Here is a 23,152-nt window from a genome sequence, read left to right as displayed (position 1 = left end):
CTCAGTAAGGGTATGCGGAGTCCAATTGGTCTTGCTCCGAAATTGCTATTTTGTCTTTACCAAACCAACATCTTGCTGACTTGCGGATTACATTTCCGTAATCTAGGCAATCGGCCTTTAAAAGCGACGGAAAATGCGCCATCAATAGCCAATGATTGGTGGAGAGAACGATGAAAATTCTTGTGGTGGAAGACGAAACCAAAACCGGCTCTTACCTCAAGCAGGGGTTGGTCGAGGCGGGCTTCGTCGTGGATTTGGCCGTCAATGGCCTCGACGGGCTGCATCTGGCGCTGACCGAGGCCTATGATCTGGCGATCCTCGACGTCATGCTCCCGGGCATCGACGGCTGGCAGGTGTTGCAAGGTATTCGCCGAGCCGGCAAGGAAATGCCGGTACTGTTTCTGACGGCACGCGACCAGGTCGAGGACCGGGTCAAGGGACTGGAGTTGGGCGCCGACGACTACCTGGTGAAGCCCTTTGCCTTCTCCGAACTGTTGGCGCGAGTCCGGACCCTGCTGCGGCGGGGCGGCAAGGCGAAGGAGTCCGAGTTCCTGCGCGCCGCCGACCTCGAACTCGACCTGCTGCGCCGCCGGGTCAATCGCGCCGGCAAACGCATCGATCTGACCGCCAAGGAGTTCGCGCTGCTTGAACTGCTGTTACGCCGCCAGGGCGAAGTGCTGCCTCGGTCGCTGATTGCCTCCCAGGTTTGGGACATGAATTTCGACAGCGACACGAACGTCATTGAGGTCGCCATCAAACGCCTTCGGGTCAAGATTGATGAGGGGTACGAACCCAAATTGATTCAGACCGTGCGCGGCATGGGCTATGTTTTGGAGATTACCGATTGACCCCAATCCGCGGCCCCTCACTGACACTCCGGCTGACTCTGCTGTTCGCGCTGGCCTCGGCCTTTGTGCTGTTCCTGCTCGGCCTGCTTATCGGCAATGCGGTTGAGCGCCACTTCGAAGAGCAGGATTTGGATGTGCTGACCGGCAAAATGCAGTTGGCAAGGCATATCTTGGAACGAAAACCAGATAGTCAGCCGAAAGAGACACTGACCCAGCAATTGGACGATGCGCTGACGGGGCATCACGGGTTGATCGTTGCCGTCTATGACCAGAATGGCGAAATGCTGTATGCCAACGAAGCGACGGTGTTTCCGCAGGATCTACTAAGCATTGGCGCGACACCAAGGCGCGAGCAACCCGTCAAATGGAACAGCAACGACGGCCAGCCATGGCGGGGAGTTTCCTCGATGGTCAAAGGCACCGATGGTGGCGTTAGTTACACCGTGGCAATTGCCACCGAAATCACCCATCACGAGCACTTCATGACTTCCTTCCGGCAGACTTTGTGGGGGTTCATGAGCCTGGCGACTCTGGCGATGGGATTGCTCGGCTGGTTTGTCGTCCGGCGCGGCCTGTTGCCTTTACTGGCCATTAAGCGGCAGGCGGCTGAGATCACCGCCAATCGCCTGCATACCCGCTTGCCGGTCGAAGCCATCCCCCGCGAATTGGCGGATCTGGCCGACACATTGAATGGCATGCTTTCGCGCTTGGAAGAGTCCTTTCAGCGCCTGTCGGATTTTTCATCGGACTTGGCTCATGAGTTGCGAACGCCGGTCAGCAATCTGTTGACCCAGACACAGGTCACGCTATCGAAAGCACGCTCCGCAGAAGACTACCGGGACACCCTGGCGTCGAACACGGAAGAATTCGAACGCTTGTCGCGAACCATTTCCGACATGCTTTTCCTGGCCAAGGCCGACAACAACCAGATCATCCCCAATCAGGAGCCGATAGACCTTGCCGAGGAAATTGGCGATTTGCTGGAGTATTACGGCGTGCTTGCCGAAGAGAAATCGATAGCCTTGTCGCTCACAGGTAACGGCCAAATCGTCGGCGACCGATTGATGTTGCGCAGGGCGGTTAGCAATCTGCTATCCAACGCGCTGCGCCACACGCCGAACGAGGGCAAGGTTACCGTTCGAGTCGACAATAACCGTGAAGGTAGGATTTTGGTCTCCGTCGAGAACACAGGGAGCGATATCCCTACCGAACATTTGCCCCGCCTGTTTGATCGTTTCTACCGTGTCGACAGTTCGCGCCTGCGCACGACCGAAAATTCAGGCTTAGGGCTGGCGATAACCCAATCTATTGTGTTGGCTCATGGCGGGGATGTTGGCGTCAACTCGGAAGGTGGAAAAACGCGCTTCACACTTTCTTTACCCTGTGCCCATCAGTAGGGGGCCGCTTTTTGTAAATCGATCCCGCCAATACCAAGTTCTAACTCAACTACAGGGCTAGAAACAGACGAGGGGGCCATTTGAATCTCTTGTGGGTGTTCAAAACCCATCATCGAGGGAAGGCTAAGGGCTTCGGCGAAACATTTTTAGCCAGTTTCTTCGCTTGACCTTGCCTCTGTAGTAAGGTCAAAGGGTCGCTTACCGCCGCATTGCCGACAATTTCAGCCAGAGTGTCGAATGGCAACTCAGGCCGAACTCCCGCCACCATCTAACGACAAAGCTGTCCCTTTCCCGTTCTTTTCAGCCTGCGACACTCCCAAGGTGCCATCGGATTCGGCTCCTGCCAAATCCCAATCCGTCCAGCTTTCGCCTGTCGTTCAGCTTCTGGATAACCCAGGCGCTGCTCTCGCGTAAGCTCTGGGGAAAACTGAAATGCGTACCAGGCATACCCCGCTTCAATCATTGCCTGTCCGACATCCCGATTTCCGACCCGTACATGGCACACCTGCCGATAGAAGCGATCCTCCTTGTAGCACCAAGCCGTGGTTTTCTGACCCGCAACGAGGGATCGAAGGTAATTCCTCGCCGATCTCCAATACGCCTGACCCGTTTCCGGCGTGTCGGCACCGGATAGACGAATGTTGATTAGACCTCGTTCGTCAGTCATGAGTTTGAGGGTATCCCCATCAGGGTTCTTCAGCACGCTGCCAGTGACTTCAAACGGTCTATGAAATCGGCCTTCCGCATGCGCGGCCTGGATGCCAGTCATCAACAGAGCGAGGGCAAATTGCCTAATTATTGTGCGGCTTATCGAAAGCATATTCCCGTCAATCAGTTAGGACTCGTCCTAAGCTCGAACCCACAAGCTTATCCACAGATTTCGGGGATAAACGATCTTTATCAAAGCAGGGGCTGCTGCGGGTTTTCGGCGACGAGGTTGTCAGCCGGATAGGCGTAGAGGAAACGTCGGCTATCTGACACTGATGCCTGGAGCCAGCCATCGTAGTCCTGCTCATGCAGGATCACGATGGACCGCTTTTCATCGTCAGGTTTATGAAACTGGCGCATGAGTGGATGCTGGTCTGCATTGATCGTCAGCATCGTGTAGCTGTAGGTCGTTTCGCCACCCGGGTTCTTCCAGATCGACCACAGCCCGGCAATCCCCATCGGTTTGCCATCGGCGCGGGAAATCCGGGTTGGCACTGCACGGCCAGTGCGCCAGTCGGGTTCATAGAACGCTTCGGCCGGAATGATGCAGTGCCGAGCCAGACGCCAGGCATCCCGGTACGACGGTTTCTCATGCACCGTTTCCGAGCGTGCGTTGTAGGTGTTGCGGGCAATCGTCGTATCTTTTGCCCAGTGAGGAATCAGACCGAACGAGCCGACCAGTAATTCCCGGAACGGAACCGCTTCGTCGCCGACATCGGCAAACTCATGTTTGCGCAGGAAAGGGCCGTGATACCCGGGCCACAGGCTGGGTTTCAGGCCGAGTGGCAGGTCGTGAACGCCGAAATAGGCTTTCAGCTGGGCAGGATCGGTCTGCGGATCATAGTGGGCACACATGCCCGGCAGAATAACAAAACCCCTCGGTTTTGGACGCCGAGGGGTTCTGCGGGACTACGAGATTACGGTATTACCAGACAGCAAGACTCACTTGGCAACCGGGGCTTGAGGTGCCGGCTTGGCTTCCGGCTTCACCTCTGGCTTGCCTTCGGTCTTCTCATGCTTCTCGTGTTTCTCGTGCTTGGCTGGCCTTCATCCGTCGCTGCAGAATCCTGGGCCTGTCACTGGCTGAGATTCACGAACTACAGAGCTATCAGGACGACCCTCATCAGCCTTGTACCGCCGTCAACGCCTTGCTCGATGATCACATCTCTCATGTGCGGTCGCAGATAACCGCTCTGCAAGCGCTTGAGAAACAACTCGTTTCACTGAGAGCGAGTTGCAACGATGACCGGGAAGTTGAGGCGTGTGGGGTTCTTGCTGGAATTAGCGAAGGAAACATGCACCAGCAGTAGGTGAAGCATCAACCAGATAATCCGATGAGATGCCGGTCTGTCTCACTCTCATGCAAAGGTAAGATCAACCATTTAATCCGCTTACCCAGTTAAAAATGGTGCCGCCGGTGGCGATGTCACAGATTCTTCATCGGTTCGTCACGCGCAGGTAACACAGCCCCCCTACCATGGCCTGGCAATTCGATTTTGTAATCGTCATCGCAGTTTGATTGCGAAACCAACGAAGGACTCGCCATGATTCATCTGCACAAAGTATCGGTGCAATTCGGCAATCTTGTTGCCCTGCATCCAACCACCCTGGACTTCTGCCAGGGCCAGTTTACCGTTTTGCTGGGCGCCTCCGGTGCCGGCAAATCAACCCTCCTGCGCTGCCTGAACCTGATGCACACCCCGCATGCCGGCGAGGTCCGCGTCGACGGACACGGCCCCCTCCAGGACCGCAAGACGCTGCAGATGCACCGCCGTCAGACAGGCATGATTTTCCAGCAGCATCAACTGATCGGCCGCCTCCCGGCCCTGCAAAACGTGCTCATGGGACGTCTCGGTTACCACTCGACCCTGCGCAGCCTGTTTCCGTTGCCGCGCGCCGAACAGGAATTTGCGTTGCAATGCCTGGAGCGTGTCGGCTTGCTGGACAAGGCGCTGACGCGGGTGGACCAGTTAAGCGGCGGCCAGCAGCAACGCGTCGGCATCGCCCGCGCCCTGGCGCAGCGACCACGCCTGATTCTTGCCGACGAACCGGTGGCCAGCCTCGATCCCGTCAGCGCCGACAAAGTCCTGTCGCTGCTGCACCGTATCTGCAAGGAAGACGGCATCTCGGCGGTCATCAGCCTGCACCAGGTCGAACTTGCCCGCAAGTATGCTGACCGCATCGTTGGCCTGGCACACGGACGTCTCGTGTTCGACGCCACACCGGATGCCCTGACACCGGCGCAAGCCGCCGCCCTGTACGAGCACAAGGCGGCGGGCACGCCGCCGGCAGACGTCGCTGCCACCGTCCGTTTTCCCTTTCCCATCGCAACCGCAAAGGAAGCATTATGAAGAAACTGTTTGCCGCCATTAGCCTGGCCTCGCTTGCCCTTCTGGGCGCCGTCGCGCATGCTGCGCCCAATCCGGATCCGGACACCCTGAAAGTGGCCCTGCTGCCGGATGAAAATGCCTCGACCGTCATCAAGAACAACAAGCCGCTGGAAGAGTATCTGGAAAAAACGCTGGGCAAGAAGATTGAACTGATCGTCACCACCGATTACTCCTCGATGATCGAGGCGATGCGCCATGGCCGCCTGGATCTGGCTTACTTCGGCCCGCTGTCCTATGTGCTGGCCCGGCAGAAGAGCGAAATCGAAGCCTTCGCCGCGATCAAGCAAAAAGGCAGCACCACTTACCAGTCGGTCCTGGTCATCAATACCGGCGCCGGCATCAACGGCATTGCCGACATCGCAAAAAAGAACGTTGCTTATGGCGACAAGGCCTCGACCTCCAGCCACCTGATCCCGAAATCGATGCTGGCGGAAAATGGCTTGAAAGCCGGCGAGAATTACCAGGAACACTTCGTCGGCGCCCATGACGCCGTCGCCATCGCCGTGCAGAATGGCCACGCGCAGGCGGGCGGCCTGTCCAAGCCGATTTTCGAATCGCTGGTCCAGCGCGGCATCATCGACGCCAACAAGGTCAAGGTGCTGGTCGAATCCAAGCCCTTTCCGCAGTACCCGTGGACCATGCGCTCCAACCTGAATGCCGCGCTGAAGGAAAAGATCCGCGCCGCTTTCCTGGGCCTGAATGACCCGGCCGTGCTGAAGCCATTCAAAGCCGACGGCTTCGGCCCGATCAGCGACAAGGAATACGATGTCGTGCGCAATCTCGGCACGCTGCTCAAGCTGGATCTGTCCAAGTTCTAGGCACACATCGCACAAGCAATCAGGAGTCTTCATGCACGCTCAATTCGCACCGCTGCTGGACCGCCGGCAGCGCGCCTGGAACCGCTCGATGGTCTCCCTGGCCACCGTGCTGGCAATCGTCATCGCTTGCTGGTATTACGTTGGCCTGTTCGACGCCGAACGCCTGGGCGAAGGGATCCCCAGCCTGGCGTCACTGGTCGGCGAGATGTTTCCGCCGAACTTCAGCCAGGCCGGCTCCTGGGTCAAGCCACTGCTCGACACCCTGGCCATGAGCGTGGCCGGCACGGCGGTTGCGGTGCTGCTGTCGCTGCCACTGGCGGTGCTGGCAGCGCGCAATACCACGCCGCATCCGCTGGTCTACCAATGCGCCCGGGGCCTGCTGAACGGCTTGCGCTCGATCCCTGAACTCATCATGGGCATCGTGTTCGTCGCTGCAGTCGGCTTCGGCGCGCTGCCGGGCGTGCTGGCGCTTGGCCTGCATTCGGTGGGCATGGTCGGCAAGTTCTTTGCCGAAGCCATCGAACATGCCGACCGCGCGCCGGTGGAAGCCGCGCGCGCCGCCGGTTGCAGCCCGCTGCAGGTGATCTTCCACGGCATCCTGCCGCAAGTCTTGCCGCAGATGGCCGATACAGCGATCTACCGCTGGGAATACAACTTCCGCGCCTCGACGGTCATGGGCATGGTCGGCGCCGGCGGCATCGGCTTCGAACTGATGGGATCGCTGCGCATCATGCAATACACGGATGTCTCGGCAATCCTGATCGTCATCCTCGTCATGGTGAGCCTGGTCGACGCCCTGAGCGCCTTCCTGCGCCGCACCTTCAAGTAAATCATTTACGGAAATCGTTACATGAAACCCAAAGTCGTGCTCACCCACTGGGTGCATCCGGAAATCATCGAACTGCTGCAAGGCGTTGCCGAAGTCATTCCCAATACTTCGCGCGACACCCTGCCGCGCGAAGAAGTGCTGGCGCGCGCGCGCGATGCGCAAGCCATCATGGTCTTCATGCCCGACAGTATCGACGACGCCTTCCTGCAAGCCTGCCCGCAACTGAAAATCGTCGGCGCGGCGCTCAAGGGTTATGACAACTTCGACGTCGCCGCCTGCACCCGCCGCGGCATCTGGTTTTCCATCGTGCCCGACCTGCTGACCATCCCGACCGCGGAACTGACCATCGGCCTGCTGCTCGGGTTAACACGCCGCATGCTGGAAGGTGACCGCCAGATCCGCAGCAGCGGCTTTCAGGGGTGGCTCCCGCAGCTGTACGGCACGGGGCTCACCGGGCGTACGATCGGCATCATCGGCATGGGTGCGGTCGGCCGCGCCATCGCACAGCGGCTGGCTGGCTTCGACATGCAGATTCTGTATTGCGACCACGTTGCCCTGCCGACCGAACAGTCTGCGCAATGGAATGCGCGCCAAGTCGAACTCGATGAATTGCTGGCCGCCAGCGATTTCATCGTGCCGATGCTGCCGATGACGCCGGAGACCCTGCACCTGATCAATGCTGACACGCTCGCCAGGATGCGTCCGGGAAGCTACCTGGTGAATGCCTGCCGCGGCTCGGTGGTCGATGAAGCCGCAGTCGTTGCAGCGCTCGCCAGCGGCCGCCTTGCCGGCTATGCCGCCGACGTGTTCGAGCTGGAAGAATGGGCACGGCCAGACCGGCCGCGCGCCATTCCGCAAGCCTTGCTGGACAATCCTGCACAAACTTTTTTCACGCCGCACCTCGGTTCGGCCGTTGCCGAAGTGCGCCTGGAGATCGAACGTCAGGCCGCCTGCAACATTATCCAGGCGCTCAATGGCGAGGCGCCTGCCGGCGCCATCAACCGTCCCGGCAGGAAGACGGCGACATGATCAACCTGGAGTGCGTCGCCACATTCCTTGCGGTCGCAAATCAGGGGGGATTCCGCGAGGCGGCCAGGCAGACTGGCCAGTCGCAACCGGCCGTCACGCAACATATCAAGCGGCTCGAGCAATCGCTCAAGGTGGCGCTGATCCAGCGCAGCAATGCCGGCTGCACACTGACGCCGGAAGGCACTTCATTCCTGCCCTACGCTAAACATCTGGTACGCGCCGGCGCCCGCGCGCAAGCCTTGTTCGACAAGACAGTCCTCAGCATCGGCGCCAGTTCCAATACCGGCACCTACTTGCTGCAGCCGCGTCTGCGCGCCTACCGCGACCGCGTTGCGCACAAGCTCCAGATAGCTATTGGCAGCAACAACCGCATCGCCGAGCAACTGCAGAATTTCGAGATCGACGTCGCCATCATGGAATGGTGGGATCCACGCCCCGGCTTTACCGCCACCGTCTGGCATCGCGAGGAATTGCAGGTCATCGTGCCGCCCGACCATCCCTGGGCCGGGCGCACCAGCATTCCACGCAACTGGCTGTGCGGGCAGGCGCTACTGGGCGGCGAAGCCGGCAGCGGCACAGGGCGGCTGCTGCAGTCCTATTTCGGCGACGATGCGCGCAACATCGGGATCGCCATGCAACTTGGCAGCACCGAAGCGGTCAAGCATGCGGTGCGGGCCGGACTCGGCATCTCGCTCGTGATGGCGGCCGCCGTGACCGATGAAAACCGCGATGGCAGTCTGCGGGCAATTCCCCTCGAAGGCGGCGCACTGCACAAGGACCTGTACGTGATCAGCCGCGAGGACCTCTTGCCGGACGCGCCGGCGCGTCATTTTTGCGAATTTTTGCTGCAGGGTGAAACCGCGCCGCTGGCGCCCGCACCCTAGCTGATCCGGGCGTCGCGAAACAGCGCCTTGAGCTCGCGCGGCTGACAACGCCAGTACTGCGGCGGCGCATCCACTTGCGCGCCCAGTTCGGCGGCCGCATGCCAAGGCCAGCGCGGGTCGTACAGGATGCCGCGCGCCAGCGCCACCATGTCGGCCTGGCCGCTGGCGACGATGGACTCGGCATGCCGTGCTTCGGTAATCAGGCCGACGGCAATGGTCGGCATGCCGACGTCCCGCTTCAATCTTTCCGCGAACGGCACCTGGTAACCCGGGCTTAGGGAAATTTTTTGCTGTGGCGACAGCCCGCCGGTGGACACGTCCAGAAAATCGCAGCCGCGCACTTTCAGAGCGGCGGCAAATGCCAAAGTTTGCTCGATATCCCAGCCATCTTCGACCCAGTCGGTTGCCGAGACGCGGATGCCGACCGGCCGGCCGGCCGGAAAGGCTGCACGCACCGCCTCGAATACTTCCAAGGGAAAACGCATGCGATTTTCCAGCGACCCGCCATAGGCATCGTCACGCCGGTTAGAAAGCGGCGAAAGGAACTGGTGCAGCAGGTATCCATGCGCGCCATGGACTTCGATGGCATCGATGCCGATACGGGCCGCGCGCGCCGCGGCCGCAGCAAAGGCCTGGCGAATGCGCACAAGGCCAGCCGCATCCAGCGCCTGCGGCGCTTCATTGCCGGGAGTGAAAGGCAAGGCCGAGGGCGCCCACGTGCGCCAGCCGCCTTCGCCAGACGGGCGCAGCTGCCCGCCCAGCCAGGGTGGAACAGTGGATGCCTTGCGGCCGGCATGCGCCAGCTGCACTGCAATCGGCATGGCCGAATGCCGGCGCACTTGCGCCAGCGTGGACGCCAGCGCCTGCTCGTTCTCATCTGACCACAGGCCGAGATCTTGCGCCGAAATGCGGCCCTCTGCCTCAACGGCGGTAGCCTCGATGATCAGCATGCCGGCGCCGGAAAGCGCCAGCTGGCCCAGGTGCATCAGGTGCCAGGATGTGGCATTGCCGTCCTGTGCCGAATACTGGCACATCGGCGCTATCACGATACGGTTGGGCAGTGTCAGCGTTCCAAGTTCGATGGGAGCGAAAAGGGTACTCATGGGTTGGCAGTCTTCTTCATGTCCAGTCCTGGACGGTCAGATCATGATACCCAACATTGCTACCCGCCGTGAGCGAGGCGGGCGGCCATCACTGCCCTGCGGGTGCCGGCTGCGCCAGCAGTCGGTCGATCTCCTGCTGCAAGCCCTTGTTTGCTGGGCCGGTCATGCTCGAATAAGCGCTCGCCACCTTGCCGTCGCGCCCGATCAGGTACTTATAGAAGTTCCAGCCCGGCTCTTTGCCGGTGGCAGCGGCCAGTTGTCGGTAAAAGGGCGACGCCTGCGCCCCCTTGACCGAGCTCTTGGCAAACATCGGGAATTTCACGCCAAAGGTATTTTGGCAAAAAGCCCCGATTTGCTGGTTGCTGCCGGTTTCCTGCTTGAAGTCGTTGGAAGGAAAACCGAGCACCACCAGACCCTGGTCCTTGTGGCGTGCATACAGCGCTTCCAGACCGGCGTATTGGCCCGTGAAACCGCAATAGCTTGCCGTATTTACGACTAACAACACTTTGCCGGTGTACTGGCAAAGCGACTGCGGTTGATCGTCTTGCAATCGCGGAAAGGTATGTTGCAGCAGCGGCGGGCAGGAAGTGCGGCCGGCGGCGCTGGCTGCGTTAGAGAACGCCAGCGTACTGGACAACACTACCGCGGCAATGCTGTGGAAACGATTGAAATACATGGGCCGGCTCCCGTAATTGCGTATGCCCAGTGCCCCTGGCCAGGACCAGGCATGGACCATTTTGTCGAACTTGCGGAAATTCATTCCCTACAAGGCCTGTGTTTCAGAAATTCCGACTTCACTACTTTCTATTCTATTGCAATTTTTTGGGTAGGGCCTTGGCAAGCCGTCCTCTTTAATAGGACGCCTTAGACAGATCCTTCAATAATGGGATTGGGCGTTACCAGAGGCTATAGGGCGGCGCTCATTCGCCTCACTTTGCTTAGATTTGACTGGTGCCCTGAATACGGCTCGGTGCATTTCACCGTCGAAGATTGAGCGCTAGGGGGATAATGTCAAACAGGCTAGGGCAAGAGAGTCACGTACCAATATTTGGCCAAAGCAGACCTTGGGCCTCCAGATAGAATCGGTTGCAAGAAGACTGCGTGGATATTGTTCGTCGTGTGGTCGTATTAACGCAAGAGGGCAACGAGAAAGCGCAGGAATTTGCCCTGCTGGTCGAGCACGGCGATCCGGAAGCGGTTTTAGAGGCTATCTCGGAATCTTTCGTCAAAGGCCCTGAGAAGGTTCCCAAACGCCGAGGCCATCCGCCGAAGAGGGAGCCCGAGGCTGAGCAAAGCTAAGCCAGCACACTAACCAGATCAGATGTTTTACCACGCCGGCCTTGACCAAGGATCGGAGGGAAGCTGGTGTGCAGTCGGCTTTCAAAATGCTCATAGCCAGAAACCCATACCACCGCATAGTGGATGGGCTTCCCTCGCAGGCCAGCGTAAGTCTCAAGCCTCGCGTTCCCGGTGCTCGCGTGGTTCTGGACGTGCGCTCTGATGCGCGATCCGGGATTTATGTCTTTACCCCAATAGAGCGGGTAAAAGCTGCCGAATAGCGGCGCATGCGCGCGAGGTTTCTTCCTCCTCGGAAGCTCGCCAATAAGGGCTTCAAGCTCTTGGTCATTCAGTTCGACAACCAATCCATAGACCGCGCCCACGGACTGCGTGATGGTTTTGCTGTCGTCAAAAATCAGAATTTCTCCTGACATTTGCTCGTGTATTGCATGTGCCGCTGCAATGGCCTGCGCTTTCAAGAAGTTGATAAGTTCAGCACTCACAAGCTCCCTCCCATCATATAACCCCAAGACATATTGACTCGAAGCTAGCCGCCCGCCCGAAAAACCTTCTGAAACGCCCGATATCGGTACGCTGAGTAGTATTGCCCAACTCTGCTTAGGGATAGGAGATTCGGCAGCCGGTGCGGCTTTCAAGAAACAATTAATTTGCCGAGTGGCTTGCGGCGCTCAGCCGCGAAAAAATTCAAGGACAAGTAGCTCATCAGGAATCTACTACAGCCTGCTTATTGAGGCTGACCGTGTAATGACCACCATCTTCCTTTTTTAGTGCTAATAGATCGTAGGCCTTCAGCATGTCGAGCAAACCAGAATGTCCATAGGTCATGGGTGAAAAGCCCGGGTCGGTTCGTTTCAAATACTGGCCGAGTGCCCCCAGCCCAACCTTGCCTTCAGAGGTGTCGCTGGTCATTAACGAGACTGCTTCGATAATGAACTTTGGTCTCCGTTTCACGGCCGCCTTAGCCGCCGATTTTGCTGGATCAGCTTTGGCCGGTGCTACTTTTGTGCCAATCTGATCAGCAACATCGGCAACGGCTGCCGGTTGCCACTCGAAAAATTGATCGCTGGCATTCCGAAGGGCATCCGGTGTCTTGGCTTCACCAACGATACAAACGGTGGCACCTCGCTCCCGTAGCTTGCGACACAAGTAGGCAAAATCCGAATCGCTGGTAACCAGGCAGAAACTGTCGGCACGGTGATCAAACATCGCCTCCATGGCATCAAGAGCCAGAGCAATGTCGGCGGTATTTTTCCCAGATGCATACTGATACTGGAGGCATGGGGTGAAAGCTAAGCGAACTAGGGCTTCTTGCCACTTGTTTGCCAGGGTCGTGTGGTTACCGTATCCGCGCCGAAGAACGACACGTCCAAACTGAGCGACGACCTTAAGCGCAAACTCCAGAATTTCTGGTGAGGTGTTGTCGCAATCAACAAGGAGCGCAATGCGCGATTCGCCTGGTAATGATGGTGTAGCCATGGAGATCAATCAAAAATACTTTAATGCATGGAGAATACTCTAAAGTAGCTCAGACCGAGGAGGCGTCCTCCGGGCAATAATGTCAAACAGAGTCTAGGTCAGCAAACATTGGGTGGAATCAATATCATCTGCTGCTCAGGGGAACTCTGCGTCAGCTTCATCGGTTTTAAGGAAAATACGCCATGTGTATAATATGCAATGGGCGTTTTATATAGAGATTAGCCATGACTGATTGGAAAGATTTCCTTCGATTTAAAGACAGAGACTCAATACTGACAGCAAATATGGGCCATTTTGGCGACACTTTGATTGATCTCATGGAGTTTCTCGAGAATAAAAAGCCCGCCAAAGTTATTAATGGCATCGTGGGGATTTGTCCTGCTAGCCCCCCTAAGAAGAGGCCAGAATGGATTCGTCTCTATACTCTGACCACGACCGGAACGGATTACGGTGCCATCCGAGGTGCAGAAGAAGCACTAGCTAGGTACTACATGAAGTCAGGGGTGCTAGCCTTGGTGGAGCCAATTCGACTCGCAAGAAATATAGGCTTGAAGCAGTCTCACCCGCTTCAAGCTAGGTATATGGCTATGCAAGGAGCATTCGTTTATGCCAACCACCGGTGATTATCAGATTGTTGCAAAACGTGCTTTGTTAGCGGCGAAATTGCTAAAGTCACAGGTCCATGAAAAGAAGGCTTTTCTAGCCTATCATGCCCTTGAGTCAACTGGATGTGCTTTGTCACTCTTGCATGGGCTTTCAGTTGGGCAGGGTGTTTCTCATCCCAAAAAACTTCAACGATTCGTTCAGGCGGCAAGCCAACAAGGCAACAGAAAGCTTGAGTTGGAAATAACAAAATTGGTGATCAGTGTTTCGGCAATGCGCAATCGTCTCCTATACCCAGAAGACCATGCTGGTGGAATACATACACATCTTCCCCAAAACAGGATAACTGTTAAACAGGCCCAAGAGCTTTACGAGCGAATAGAACGCGTAGTGACAGAGATAGATGGCATCTGCAATGCGCCTTAGGAACAAAGTAAGAAAGCCATGCTCTGAGGGCGATAATGTCAAACGGCAAAGGGGAGGGGAATCAGGCGGCAATACGCTGAATGGTTACCCCCTTAATTCCAAAGCTAGCTAGAGGTAGGGAGTCGCGTACCCTACGAACTCGTCTTGTTCGGTCCTGACAATCTGCCAGCGACCGGCCCCATTCGGTCGCTCTCTACTTTCACAAACCGTCAGGACCAAGCGACGCTTGGCACGCGAGATGCCGACGAAGAATGCGGAGCGCTCAGCTTCCTCTTCGCCCCAGAATGTCTGCTTCTCAACGCCAAACACCACGACGGTGTCGAACTCCAGGCCTTTGCTCTTGTGGATCGACATGATGCGTACGGCGCGGTCTCCCGAAAAGGAGGCAAGGACCGCAGCCACATCCCCTCCACCGGATAGCAATTCGTACGCGCGGCCAGTCGTCGCATCGATTTGCTGCTGCAAGTAGTTTCCCTGCGCGTAGGCGGGTGAAAGCCCAATTACGGCATCACGCCCAACGATATCGAGCAACTCGTTAACGATGGCTTGGAGGCCGTCGAAGTCTGCAAGGTCGGTCTCGCCTATCGCGATCCTCTGCCGGACTTCCGAAACGAAGCGATTCCACCGGGAACGCGCCTGATACTCGCTTTCCGGATCGAACTCCCGTCCGAAAACAACAAGGTCTAGAAGTCGTCGATAGGGAGCGGGTTGTCGCTGCCCTGAGGCGACGAGAAGGAAGTCTACGATGAGGTTTGCGACAGGTTCCGATGCCAGATTCTGGTCTTCATCCTCGTCCCGAAAGGGCACATCTCGCGCGTCAAGCGCGGCACGCAGCTTTTGGCCGTAAAGGTTCTGCTGCTTGCTAACCAGTATCGCAATCTCCGAAGGATCAACATCTTCGTCGTCGATCCAGCCGCTCACGGCGTCCGCGAGAGCATTCGCCTCGTCATTATCGTTATCAAAGTGCAGCACATTGATCTCGCCCGCATCGCCTGGCAGGTCGTCATCGTCCAGCGCGGCGTGGGGATCCATGACGCGCACCATCGCGTTCTGCATTCGGCGGAGCCTCGGCGCAGACCGGAAGTTTTGATAGAGGTTTAGTGAGTGGGCCTCGAAATACTCCGCGTAGGTCTCAAAAATCCCCTCAAGCGCACCGGCCCATCCCATGATCCTCTGCTTCGTGTCTCCTACTGCCGTCAGCCTAACACTCGTGCCTTGAAAGCACGCGTTGATGAGCTGGTACTGCACGTCAGTGCAGTCCTGAAACTCATCGAGGAAGACGTGGCTGTAGGTTTGTCTTATTGCGTTGCGTGCGATCTGGCTTGACTGCACGATCTTAACCGCGAGGGGCACCATATCGTTGAACGTGATTGATCGTTTTTGGACACGGCGTGGACCGACCTCATAGTCCGGATCAAGTGCATCCTGTCCGGTGAGGACCAGCCTGAAGCGGTCGATGATGCGTTTCGCGAATGCATGAAACGTGTGGCTATCGAAGCGTGCCGCCAGTTCCGGTCCGCAGCGCTTTCTGACACGTGCTTTCAGGTTCTGGCTAGCGTCGACCTTAAACGAGATCGCCAGGATACGTTTGGGGTACCGGCAAATTCCTGTGCGCAGCAAAAAATCGGCGCGCTGCGCCAGCATTTCAGTCTTCCCCGCTCCAGGGCCTGCCGTCAAAGCGAGGTTGCGATCGATCTCCTTCGCCGCTGTAAGCGCATTCGGCTCAAGGGAAAGACCGTCTGCGGGCGACCACTGTTCTACAGCGATCATTCGGGCAGGCCCGCCAGCTTCTCCGCAATGGAATCGAACATGCGGCCAATCACTTCGGGCATGGCCTGGACCAAATCGTCGTCATCCATGCCCGCTATCGCCCGAATGTGCCAGGTTGGTTTGCTATCCAGCTTGAATCTGCGGTGGTACGCATCGAGGTAGGTCTGTTCCTCGTCGGTGTATTGCCCCCCCAACACATCGTGGTTCTTACCCAGCACGGCCTTGACCGTGTCTTCGTCAGGTACAGCCAACTCGTCGTCGTCAACGCGGTATGCCTCTGGGTAGTGCGTCATCATCATGAAGTCGAGGTCGAGCGGAGCAGAGAAGAAGACGCCGAGCTCTTCCAGTCGTGCAATCCAGCCCTGGTCGTCAACGATGACTCCGTCGTCGGAGTCCCACGCGGGAATGCCGTTGATCTCCCCTTGCGTCAGGTCGTTGCCATCGATGTCGGCGTAGTTCAGCAACTGCTTGGCGGCGTACTTGATTCGACCCCAACCGCCCTGATGGCGCGCGACATCCAGGTCAAGAAGAGTGACATGTGGGATGCCAAGCCCGTTAAGGAGACGCCAGAGGTGATTGACGTGTCGGCCACCGAGCGGCGCGACAGAAATCGACGCATCGTCAGCGAGGATGCCTCGCGCTTCGAGCAGGCGGGGCAGAACGACCTGTTCGCTATCCCCTTCGCCCAGGACGACAAGACGCGAGAAATACAGTTCCGGGAAGGCCTGGACGCCTTCGCGGACAAACTTCTGTGCTGACTCGTCCTCCGGAAGTTCGATGCTTTTGACGAGAGTGGTCCGCGCTGCGCTCAGTCGGAGGTATCGAACGGACTCCGGCGGGACCCGCCGCAGTAACGAGGGTGAGTGCGTTGCCACCAGAGCTTGGCTGTCCTGTCCTTCGGCGAACGCCGTCAGCGTTCTTACGATGCGGCCGAGATAGTGTGGCGAAAGACTGTTCTCCGGCTCCTCGATGGCGATGAGCGAGAAGATGGCAGGTCGTAACTTGTCGATGTCGAATGCCTCGGCCAACTCGCCGCTCAGGACTTTGCTGCCAATATTGTGCATGGCAAGCACCAGCGAAACGTAGAGGAGAGACTGCTGACCATCGCTGAGTCTGGCGAAGTCAACAATCGACTCGCCGTGGCCCGGCGTGAATCCGACGCTCAGGTGGCGAAGAAGGTTCTCGATCTCGTTTCGACTGAAAGAGACCGATGGATTGGCGTAATAGGCGCCCTTGTGCAGGCCGCCCCATTGCTCGGTCAGCGCGGTGGCAATCCCGGCGATAGCCGCATTGTCCGTGAGTTCGGCGCTTATCTGTTCCGTCAGGACCCTAATCTCCTCGCGCTCAGCATTCCAGTCTGCAGCCCGCAGAGCCCGCCCGAGCAATGCATTTGCAGAGTAAGAGATGTGATCCGCAGGGTCGCGACGCGCGGGAAGGTAGTGAATCTGGATGGCACTCCTATCTTGCTTCGATACACGACTTTCCTCAAGCGGCGTCCCGTCTGCGTCTTCGCTGATGACGTAGGTAAAGGCCTCATCAATATCATCATCTTGATCAATTGTTGCCTTGAGCCGGAAGCGGACTTGGGCGGGTCCATTTTCTGCAACCAGTTGCATGTGGGCAAAGTTGCCGGGAACCGACGGGAGATCTCCTCCATCGTCATTCTCGTGAACCAGTTCGGGAAATTCGAAATCCACTTCAACCCACAGTTCCCGTCGGTCCGGTACATTCTCGGGACCCTCATCGGATGGAACGTGGAAGTCGGATCGCTTAATTCGGCGCTGTGCCGGATCCAGGCTGAACATACGAGCAAGCGCCAGGAGTACGGCCGTCTTCCCCGCTCCATTGGGTCCGAGCAAGAACGTCATATTGTCCAGCTCAATACTGGTTGGTTCGGGACCAAATGATCGGAAGTTTGACAAGCGAAGTCGGGCGAGCTTCATGACACCTCTCTGGAGCGAGTCGCATAGTGGAGAAAGACCCTGATTCTTGAGTATCCCATTGTCAATACCCGTAACGCAACCGCGAGCGGATACTGGGAACTTGGAGGCTGATTCACTGCTCGGTTGTCTTTCGTCATCCTGCATGCCTAGATGTTGCGAGGGTAATGGGAACGAGCAGTGGAGGAAATCCTCCAGCGCGAAGTCATTCTCCGCTTCCGAATAGGCGTGGATTCACAGCGGCTTGTCTGTGTGAGTGTGGACGATGAGGACAATGCTCAGGTCAACGCGGGAATGAGTAAGTGCTCCGACTACGTTCATGGCAAAGTGATGATCGGTGGCTTTGCTGTTCCTGACCCGGCCGAACTGCTTACAAACATCTTGGCAAAGAAGAACTGGCGTGCAAAGATGCACAAACGGTCGGAGGAGACCGCCAAGAAGCGCAAGGCCGTGCCGCCGATTGCTGTAAGGGCTGACATGCAAGGCGCTAGCCTGAGGCAATCAGATCGTGAATTTTCCAGACGAGTGGTCGTGCCGCTGGGCCTCTAAGTGCGCGTGCCTTGTCGTCTGCCGTGACCGACCTCTAGGAGCGAATGAGGTGTCAAGGTGACCACGTTTCTTGGCTTGCAGCCAAGTGATTGCGATGTAGGTCCGAAACTACCGCGATCAACCTGTTGATCGGTTCGGCCAGACGCTTCGGCAATACGCGGTGCTGGGTATAGGTTTTCAGGTCGGCGATCCAGCGATGCGCAACCCAAACGTCCTCTTCGGGGTGGTTGTTGTCCACGCCGTTGCAATACTTGTATCCAACAAGCGCATCAGTGTGCGACAGCAGGATGCGCGCCATCGTCATGTGGAAGCGATGGGCCTGAAGATCGGCCGGACCTTTGGGACGCGGCAGAGTCAGCCGCAGGCATCGCTGGCCGTTGAACTCACTCCAGTCGGGGCCAACGACTTGTCCCGCGCGTTCCAGCATCTTTCGCGACTGTTCGTTCTTGCCATTGACCAGGGCAACGGCGACCGTACCCTTCGGGTACTCCAGCTTTTCGGCGAGCAGGTTCATCCAGCGCACCAACTTGTTCAGGGTCTCATCGTCGGCAAACACAAGGAACTGATGCCGCTGCTCGTCGTCGAGAAACGCTGGCAATTGCGCGTAGAGGGGGTACAGCAGGTCGTGGAGATAGATGTAGGTCTGCCGGCGTCCTTGCTCGTGGCTCAGCGTGGTCGCGGTCAATACCCGCTGTGCCCATTCGGGCGTGAGTTCGGCCAGCGTCATCTCAGTGATGTCGATAGAGATGATAGGGAACCCGAGTGATTTCCCGATCAACGCCTTGCGCCCGTCGAAAGCGTGGCCGAGTTCGATTTCAACGCCGCCCAGCACCATTGGCTCGGCCTGGACCGGCGGCCCGAGTACAGCAACGTCGAGTCGGAATCTGCTGCCGAATGGCGTCTCCAGGGGATGCTCGGTTGCCACCCGGTCGGCACCGAGCAACAAGTTGCCTTCCAGCGGATAGTCCGAGGCATCCACATCCTTGAACGCCCACGGCATCGCAAGCCCAGCATTCAAGCGTCGGGAGAGTTCGTTCGCGACCAGTTCTTTCGCCTGCCGGTGTTCGGGGCTTTCCTGTACGGAACGCCACCGGCTGGCTTCTTCGTCGTCGAAGTGCGCTTTGGGATTAAAGGTGTGCTGGGTAGGAAGCACGCGGAAGTGGGATCGCCGACGCAACTTCCCGCTCTCAAAGGAGGGGCTGACCCATGTCACCATCTGCCGCGATGCGCCGGGAGACACTAGGGGCCACAGCTTGCGCGCATGTTCCCGGCTGCGAACGTCGCGCGCAGCGATCGTGGTCTGGAAGATCCCTTTTCGAGAGAAGACTACGATTGCCTCGTCCATTCTTGTCTTTCCCTTATGGCGATACGGCAACTACTTTTGTGGTGCCATCCAGCTTGCGATGAATCAGTGATACCAACGTCAGGATGTCCAGTGCGTCCTGTTCGGACATGGGCCAATTCGTCTTCGGTGCATGGGCCAGCGGATTGCGGACTGCGCCGAACAGGCCGATCAACAGGTTGGCAAAACCTTTCTGCTCGCTCTTCTCGGACTCAGTGGTGAGTGGTCCCAAGGCGAGAACAGGTTGCTGGCCTGTGAATGCCTTGTTCACCAAGTCGGCACCGTCACCATACAGGCCCGAGAGCTGGCGAATCCGCTCCGCTACGCCTTTCGTTGCCTCGAACACGGCATGATAATAGTTTTCGTCCAGTAGCTCGGCGCGACAGTAGTTCAGCACTTCCGCGTGGACGACGCGGCTTTCCAGCGCTGCCTTGAGTCGCCCTGCGCGGGCGCGCGCGGCATCGAGCGTTGTGGCCTTGTCAGCGTGCCCGACCTTACCGTCTTCGCGTACGTAGAAACCGGAGAAAGCAAGGACAACATTGAGTTCATTGCGCCGCCATACAAACGTCGCCGGATCGCGAGCGTAGTTCACCGGGTTCATCGCGCGATTGATGAACATGATGAGATGGTTGCCGACTCGGTGCTGGTTCTGCGCGCCGGCCAGCGCGTTGAACAATCGCTTCCACTTGGTCATGCCCGGCGACGTGTCGGCAATCTCGATTTCGCGCAGCAGACGCTCGATCTGCGAGCCGCTCAGGCCGTGCTCGGTATCGGCGAGCACGCGGCAGGCGGCTTCGAGATGCTGTGATCTGAAAGGGGCAATTCGCATCGCCAATGCCTGTCTCCCTAGTCTGTACTCAAGTGAATACTTTCATCCCTTAATCTGGCATGTCGAGACGCCGATATCCGCGTAACCAGCTTCGTCGATCTCGAAGGCTTTTCCGCAATGAAGACATATAGTTTCGTGCATGTGCCAACTTCCCCCCGCAACGGAATGTACCCGTTTCGGCGTTTGATTACATTTATCCGGCATGCTAGCCTGAATCCCACCGGTTACACTAATGTCAGCTTTCCAATTGAAAAGCGGCTGTTTAGGTTGGAGATCTCGAATGGCTGCCAAAGCCGATGGCTGGAAATATGCCACTCACCAACCGAGTCGGTGTTTCGCTTCGGTCTCTTTGTGACGCTGATCATCTTCCGTATGAAGATAGGTATTGGTGGTCGAGATTGAGCTATGTCCCAAGTTATCGCGCACATGCCGAAGATCCATCGCATCAGCCATATTGGACCCGGCGGTATGCCGCATCCAGTGCGCCGATGCATCTTCGATCAGATTGGCTAAACGCTCAAACTCGGAACCTCTCTCGCGCATTCGCGTTGCAGTTCGGGAAAATACTTCTTTGATGATCAGATGAACGGCGCTACGGGTCAGTGAGCGTTGTTTTCTGCCAATAGGAAGGAGGAGGGGAGTGGGCTCGCCAGGAAGAGGGAAGGGGGATAGCTCATTTTCACGACGGTAGCGGGACAACTCCACGATGAGTTCCGCCGTTGCCGGAACCAAACGCGTCTTGTCGCCCTTGCCAGTGACTTCCAGCCACCACCGTTCCTCACCTTCAGAGTCACGTCGGCAGAAGAATGCTCCCATGGTGTTTTCAATGACCTCGGAAATGCGCAGACCACAGATGTAGAGCAAGGAAAACAGCCAGCGGACGCGATAAAAATGTTCGCGTTCCCGGTCGGTTTCACGGGGCATGGTTTCAATGGCCGTTTTAACCTCAAGCCACAGTTCGTCATCGAGGAAGCGGGTAATCCGCGGCTTGGCCTTGCGTTGCCGCTGACGTGATAAGGACAACGGATTACCGGCCAGATAGCCGGCATTCACCAGCCAGGAAAACATCGTATTCAGGATGATGATTGCCTGCCGCTGGCTGGTTGGTGCGAGGGGGCCAGCAAAAGGGCGCCAATCCGGATCAAACCGCGACCATTTTCGTCCCGCTTTCATCACCCAGCGCTCAGCCGGTTGGGGATCGGCCAAAAAGCGCTGATAGACCAACAAGTCCTCATGGGTCAGTGAAGACAAAGGCTTGCCGAGTTCCAGTGTGGCCCAGAGCAACAGTCGTTCGGATTCCTTGCGATAACTATCAAACGTGGTGCGCGTATCGAGAAAGCGGGCCAGCCAGGCTTTCAGGGCATCGACATCCGTTTGTGCGGCGATCTGGGCATGGGCCAGCGTCGAGCGATTGCTGCCAGTCCGACCATCGAGGTGATCCGGCAGGCGGACTAACTCAAGCGGCGCAATGGCGGCCACGGGAATCAAATCGCTCATCTTTTTCGGCTCCGCAGGTCTGGCTACTTTGCCGCGATTGTAGCCCCGACATAATTCGACAGTATAGTCGTAATGTCAAATTTTATTACAATAAAGTCAAGTTTCGTACGTTATACGTTGTATTATTTGTTTTTACCAAAACAGGAGTAGCCAATAATGACTACCGAAACACAAATCCAAGCCGACATTGATAATCTGCGCGATCGCTTCACGGACACACCGGATTTGTACCGAGAAACTTGTGCGTTATTGTTCTTCCGATATGGCATTACACCCACAGCCAACAAACTCTACCAATATGTCCGAAAAGGAAGCATGTCGGCACCGGCCGAAGCACTATCCAAATTCTGGGATGAATTGCGTGAAAAAAGCAGGGTCCGGGTCGAGCGGACAGATCTGCCAGAAGAGATCAAAACCGCTGCTGGCGAACTCGTCGCAAAACTGTGGCATGAAGCACAAGCCGCATCGGATCTGGGCTTTGCCGAGGCCAAACAACAAATAGAAGCATCCGCCATCGCCGCAAACGAACGTGCCGTGGCAGCCAAACAAGAACTAGAACTCCTTCAGGCGGAGTATTTGCGATCACAAGCGAAGGTCTTGGACCTTGAGGGGATGCGGCAAAGTCTTAAAAACGAACTTTCAGCTGAAAAAGCTCGCATCGACAGCTTGCGAGAGCAACTAGAGGCATCAGATAAAAAGATCCATCAAAATGAAGCCGCTTTGGTCGAGGCTCGTAGAGACTTCAGCAATGAGCTCGAAAAAACGCGTTTGGCGTTACAGCGTTCTGAAGAGCGTTGCGAGGCCAACGAAAAGCGCGCTCTTGTAGAAATCGATCGTGAGCGTACTAGCAGCCTTCGATTACAAAAAGAGCACAAAGCTGCGCAGGAGCTACTTCAAGGAATTCATGAGAAACATGCCCGTGAAATTGCCCAGCTTCAATCAGAACTAGGCGAAACAAAATTAAAGCTTGGCTCATCTGAAGGCATCATCCAAGAAATGCGTGCTCGAAATTTGCGCATCGAAGAGCAACTTCAATCTGCACGCTCATCAGCAGAGCTTGCTCGTACGCAAGAAGGCATTGCCAAAAGAGAACTTGAAATAGTCAAAGAGGAACTCCGAACACTGAAGCTCAAGCAAAAAGCACAAGAGCTACCTGGTAACAGCACTATAGAAGCGTAGTCACTGATGAACTCGCCCAAACAGAATCCAAACAAATCTAGGAAAGCATTGCTTTAAAGTCAGGAACGCCAGAATTGCCACGGCGAAACTGGATGGGCACAAATAGCCAGAATGCGGTGTTGGTTTAGCGCTCGCCAATCGATTGGGAGTACTGTAAAGCATGATAGTTAACAGTCCAGTATGGATTGGTTTTACTCACGTACTCATAAATTATGATGGGTTTTATACAATATAGC

At 57.0% G+C, this 23,152-nt stretch carries 24 protein-coding genes; 13 read left to right on the top strand and 11 right to left on the bottom strand.

The features are described from left to right. Positions 1-170: 170 nt before the first annotated feature. Together AC07TV_RS21450 and AC07TV_RS21445 are read left to right on the top strand one after the other, a co-directional pair. A complete protein-coding gene (locus tag AC07TV_RS21450) occupies positions 171-848 on the top strand; it encodes a heavy metal response regulator transcription factor (protein ID WP_027458833.1) in 678 nt (225 codons plus the stop codon). Next, positions 845-2,245, top strand: a complete 1,401-nt coding sequence (locus AC07TV_RS21445) for a heavy metal sensor histidine kinase (RefSeq protein WP_027458834.1) — start codon at positions 845-847, stop codon at positions 2,243-2,245. The genes AC07TV_RS21450 and AC07TV_RS21445 overlap by 4 nt, the downstream gene beginning before the upstream one ends. Positions 2,246-2,513: 268 nt before the next feature. Here AC07TV_RS21445 and AC07TV_RS21440 read toward each other — a convergent pair whose 3' ends face one another. Together AC07TV_RS21440 and AC07TV_RS21435 are read right to left on the bottom strand one after the other, a co-directional pair. Further along, the gene (locus AC07TV_RS21440) at positions 2,514-2,912 is read right to left on the bottom strand and encodes a thermonuclease family protein (RefSeq protein WP_424243848.1); all 399 of its coding nucleotides are present in this window, start codon (positions 2,910-2,912) and stop codon (positions 2,514-2,516) included. A gap of 233 nt (positions 2,913-3,145) precedes the next feature. Then, a complete protein-coding gene (locus AC07TV_RS21435) occupies positions 3,146-3,808 on the bottom strand; it encodes an SOS response-associated peptidase (RefSeq protein ID WP_341743056.1) in 663 nt (220 codons plus the stop codon). 110 nt (positions 3,809-3,918) lie between these two features. Here AC07TV_RS21435 and AC07TV_RS21430 point away from each other — a divergent pair, with 110 nt between their 5' ends. The 6 genes from AC07TV_RS21430 to AC07TV_RS21405 all read left to right on the top strand — a co-directional run bounded on the left by AC07TV_RS21430 (position 3,919) and on the right by AC07TV_RS21405 (position 8,903). Further along, complete coding sequence (locus AC07TV_RS21430) at positions 3,919-4,263, top strand: MerR family DNA-binding protein (protein ID WP_481158408.1); 345 nt, start codon at positions 3,919-3,921, stop codon at positions 4,261-4,263. A 234-nt stretch (positions 4,264-4,497) separates the two neighbouring features. Continuing rightward, positions 4,498-5,304, top strand: a complete 807-nt coding sequence (gene phnC, locus AC07TV_RS21425) for a phosphonate ABC transporter ATP-binding protein (protein ID WP_027458815.1) — start codon at positions 4,498-4,500, stop codon at positions 5,302-5,304. After that, a complete protein-coding gene (gene phnD, locus AC07TV_RS21420) occupies positions 5,301-6,161 on the top strand; it encodes a phosphate/phosphite/phosphonate ABC transporter substrate-binding protein (RefSeq protein ID WP_027458816.1) in 861 nt (286 codons plus the stop codon). The genes phnC and phnD overlap by 4 nt, the downstream gene beginning before the upstream one ends. A gap of 31 nt (positions 6,162-6,192) precedes the next feature. Continuing rightward, complete coding sequence (gene phnE, locus AC07TV_RS21415; protein ID WP_027458817.1) at positions 6,193-6,990, top strand: phosphonate ABC transporter, permease protein PhnE; 798 nt, start codon at positions 6,193-6,195, stop codon at positions 6,988-6,990. Positions 6,991-7,011: 21 nt separating this feature from the next. Then, positions 7,012-8,019, top strand: coding sequence for a phosphonate dehydrogenase (locus AC07TV_RS21410; RefSeq protein WP_027458818.1), 1,008 nt, complete (start codon positions 7,012-7,014; stop codon positions 8,017-8,019). Next, positions 8,016-8,903 (top strand): LysR family transcriptional regulator, encoded by an 888-nt coding sequence (locus AC07TV_RS21405; protein ID WP_494650399.1) that lies wholly within the window; start codon positions 8,016-8,018, stop codon positions 8,901-8,903. Before AC07TV_RS21410 ends, AC07TV_RS21405 begins: the two co-directional genes overlap by 4 nt. Here the strand turns inward: AC07TV_RS21405 and AC07TV_RS21400 are convergent. Both AC07TV_RS21400 and AC07TV_RS21395 read right to left on the bottom strand, forming a co-directional pair. Further along, a complete protein-coding gene (locus AC07TV_RS21400; protein ID WP_027458820.1) occupies positions 8,900-10,006 on the bottom strand; it encodes an NADH:flavin oxidoreductase/NADH oxidase in 1,107 nt (368 codons plus the stop codon). The genes AC07TV_RS21405 and AC07TV_RS21400 overlap by 4 nt on opposite strands. An 88-nt stretch (positions 10,007-10,094) precedes the next feature. After that, positions 10,095-10,682, bottom strand: a complete 588-nt coding sequence (locus tag AC07TV_RS21395; RefSeq protein ID WP_027458821.1) for a glutathione peroxidase — start codon at positions 10,680-10,682, stop codon at positions 10,095-10,097. A 425-nt stretch (positions 10,683-11,107) separates the two neighbouring features. On the opposite strand from AC07TV_RS21395, the gene AC07TV_RS21390 reads away from it, so the two are divergent. Beyond that, positions 11,108-11,305 (top strand): hypothetical protein, encoded by a 198-nt coding sequence (locus tag AC07TV_RS21390; protein WP_494650398.1) that lies wholly within the window; start codon positions 11,108-11,110, stop codon positions 11,303-11,305. On the opposite strand, the gene AC07TV_RS21385 is transcribed toward AC07TV_RS21390, so the two are convergent. Both AC07TV_RS21385 and AC07TV_RS21380 read right to left on the bottom strand, forming a co-directional pair. After that, positions 11,302-11,787, bottom strand: a complete 486-nt coding sequence (locus AC07TV_RS21385; RefSeq protein WP_494650397.1) for a hypothetical protein — start codon at positions 11,785-11,787, stop codon at positions 11,302-11,304. The two genes, AC07TV_RS21390 and AC07TV_RS21385, sit on opposite strands and share 4 nt — an antisense overlap. Before the next feature lie 220 nt (positions 11,788-12,007). Then, positions 12,008-12,781 (bottom strand): NYN domain-containing protein, encoded by a 774-nt coding sequence (locus tag AC07TV_RS21380; RefSeq protein ID WP_494650396.1) that lies wholly within the window; start codon positions 12,779-12,781, stop codon positions 12,008-12,010. 224 nt (positions 12,782-13,005) lie between these two features. Between AC07TV_RS21380 and AC07TV_RS21375 the strand changes: the two genes are divergently transcribed. Further along, the gene (locus AC07TV_RS21375; protein WP_494650395.1) at positions 13,006-13,404 is read left to right on the top strand and encodes a hypothetical protein; all 399 of its coding nucleotides are present in this window, start codon (positions 13,006-13,008) and stop codon (positions 13,402-13,404) included. After that, a complete protein-coding gene (locus tag AC07TV_RS21370; RefSeq protein ID WP_494650394.1) occupies positions 13,388-13,810 on the top strand; it encodes a hypothetical protein in 423 nt (140 codons plus the stop codon). The genes AC07TV_RS21375 and AC07TV_RS21370 overlap by 17 nt, the downstream gene beginning before the upstream one ends. A 108-nt stretch (positions 13,811-13,918) precedes the next feature. Here AC07TV_RS21370 and AC07TV_RS21365 read toward each other — a convergent pair whose 3' ends face one another. Beyond that, on the bottom strand, positions 13,919-15,580 hold the full coding sequence (locus AC07TV_RS21365) for a UvrD-helicase domain-containing protein (RefSeq protein ID WP_494650393.1): 1,662 nt from the start codon (positions 15,578-15,580) through the stop codon (positions 13,919-13,921). Then, complete coding sequence (locus AC07TV_RS21360) at positions 15,577-17,523, bottom strand: ATP-dependent nuclease (RefSeq protein WP_494650392.1); 1,947 nt, start codon at positions 17,521-17,523, stop codon at positions 15,577-15,579. The genes AC07TV_RS21365 and AC07TV_RS21360 overlap by 4 nt, the downstream gene beginning before the upstream one ends. Positions 17,524-17,700: 177 nt before the next feature. Between AC07TV_RS21360 and AC07TV_RS21355 the strand changes: the two genes are divergently transcribed. Next, positions 17,701-18,069 carry a hypothetical protein gene (locus AC07TV_RS21355; RefSeq protein ID WP_494650391.1) on the top strand — a complete coding sequence of 123 codons (369 nt, stop codon included), beginning with the start codon at positions 17,701-17,703 and terminating at the stop codon, positions 18,067-18,069. 52 nt (positions 18,070-18,121) lie between these two features. Here the strand turns inward: AC07TV_RS21355 and AC07TV_RS21350 are convergent, their stop codons facing one another. The 3 genes from AC07TV_RS21350 to AC07TV_RS21340 all read right to left on the bottom strand — a co-directional run bounded on the left by AC07TV_RS21350 (position 18,122) and on the right by AC07TV_RS21340 (position 21,737). Continuing rightward, positions 18,122-19,414, bottom strand: a complete 1,293-nt coding sequence (locus AC07TV_RS21350; RefSeq protein ID WP_494650390.1) for a hypothetical protein — start codon at positions 19,412-19,414, stop codon at positions 18,122-18,124. 13 nt (positions 19,415-19,427) lie between these two features. Then, positions 19,428-20,240 carry a TIGR02391 family protein gene (locus AC07TV_RS21345; protein ID WP_494650389.1) on the bottom strand — a complete coding sequence of 271 codons (813 nt, stop codon included), beginning with the start codon at positions 20,238-20,240 and terminating at the stop codon, positions 19,428-19,430. A 315-nt stretch (positions 20,241-20,555) separates the two neighbouring features. Continuing rightward, positions 20,556-21,737: a tyrosine-type recombinase/integrase gene (locus tag AC07TV_RS21340; RefSeq protein WP_494650388.1), complete on the bottom strand. Its 1,182-nt coding sequence runs from the start codon at positions 21,735-21,737 to the stop codon at positions 20,556-20,558. 156 nt (positions 21,738-21,893) lie between these two features. On the opposite strand from AC07TV_RS21340, the gene AC07TV_RS21335 reads away from it, so the two are divergent. Continuing rightward, positions 21,894-22,916, top strand: coding sequence for a DNA-binding protein (locus AC07TV_RS21335; RefSeq protein WP_494650387.1), 1,023 nt, complete (start codon positions 21,894-21,896; stop codon positions 22,914-22,916). Positions 22,917-23,152 lie beyond the last annotated feature (236 nt).

This window comes from Azonexus sp. GW821-FHT04F04, from assembly GCF_059420025.1.
This window is presented reverse-complemented; position numbering and strand designations above follow the sequence as displayed.

Excerpts from the sequence above, each read along its gene's own strand:
- AC07TV_RS21450 (WP_027458833.1), top strand. The coding sequence starts at position 171 with ATGAAAATTCTTGTGGTGGAAGACGAAACCAAAACCGGCTCTTACCTC.
- AC07TV_RS21440 (WP_424243848.1), bottom strand. The coding sequence starts at position 2,912 with ATGACTGACGAACGAGGTCTAATCAACATTCGTCTATCCGGTGCCGAC.
- AC07TV_RS21435 (WP_341743056.1), bottom strand. The coding sequence starts at position 3,808 with ATGTGTGCCCACTATGATCCGCAGACCGATCCTGCCCAGCTGAAAGCC.
- phnC (WP_027458815.1), top strand. The coding sequence starts at position 4,498 with ATGATTCATCTGCACAAAGTATCGGTGCAATTCGGCAATCTTGTTGCC.
- phnD (WP_027458816.1), top strand. The coding sequence starts at position 5,301 with ATGAAGAAACTGTTTGCCGCCATTAGCCTGGCCTCGCTTGCCCTTCTG.
- phnE (WP_027458817.1), top strand. The coding sequence starts at position 6,193 with ATGCACGCTCAATTCGCACCGCTGCTGGACCGCCGGCAGCGCGCCTGG.
- AC07TV_RS21410 (WP_027458818.1), top strand. The coding sequence starts at position 7,012 with ATGAAACCCAAAGTCGTGCTCACCCACTGGGTGCATCCGGAAATCATC.
- AC07TV_RS21405 (WP_494650399.1), top strand. The coding sequence starts at position 8,016 with ATGATCAACCTGGAGTGCGTCGCCACATTCCTTGCGGTCGCAAATCAG.
- AC07TV_RS21400 (WP_027458820.1), bottom strand. The coding sequence starts at position 10,006 with ATGAGTACCCTTTTCGCTCCCATCGAACTTGGAACGCTGACACTGCCC.
- AC07TV_RS21395 (WP_027458821.1), bottom strand. The coding sequence starts at position 10,682 with ATGTATTTCAATCGTTTCCACAGCATTGCCGCGGTAGTGTTGTCCAGT.
- AC07TV_RS21380 (WP_494650396.1), bottom strand. The coding sequence starts at position 12,781 with ATGGCTACACCATCATTACCAGGCGAATCGCGCATTGCGCTCCTTGTT.
- AC07TV_RS21375 (WP_494650395.1), top strand. The coding sequence starts at position 13,006 with ATGACTGATTGGAAAGATTTCCTTCGATTTAAAGACAGAGACTCAATA.
- AC07TV_RS21370 (WP_494650394.1), top strand. The coding sequence starts at position 13,388 with ATGCCAACCACCGGTGATTATCAGATTGTTGCAAAACGTGCTTTGTTA.
- AC07TV_RS21365 (WP_494650393.1), bottom strand. The coding sequence starts at position 15,580 with ATGATCGCTGTAGAACAGTGGTCGCCCGCAGACGGTCTTTCCCTTGAG.
- AC07TV_RS21360 (WP_494650392.1), bottom strand. The coding sequence starts at position 17,523 with ATGAAGCTCGCCCGACTTCGCTTGTCAAACTTCCGATCATTTGGTCCC.
- AC07TV_RS21350 (WP_494650390.1), bottom strand. The coding sequence starts at position 19,414 with ATGGACGAGGCAATCGTAGTCTTCTCTCGAAAAGGGATCTTCCAGACC.
- AC07TV_RS21345 (WP_494650389.1), bottom strand. The coding sequence starts at position 20,240 with ATGCGAATTGCCCCTTTCAGATCACAGCATCTCGAAGCCGCCTGCCGC.
- AC07TV_RS21340 (WP_494650388.1), bottom strand. The coding sequence starts at position 21,737 with ATGAGCGATTTGATTCCCGTGGCCGCCATTGCGCCGCTTGAGTTAGTC.
- AC07TV_RS21335 (WP_494650387.1), top strand. The coding sequence starts at position 21,894 with ATGACTACCGAAACACAAATCCAAGCCGACATTGATAATCTGCGCGAT.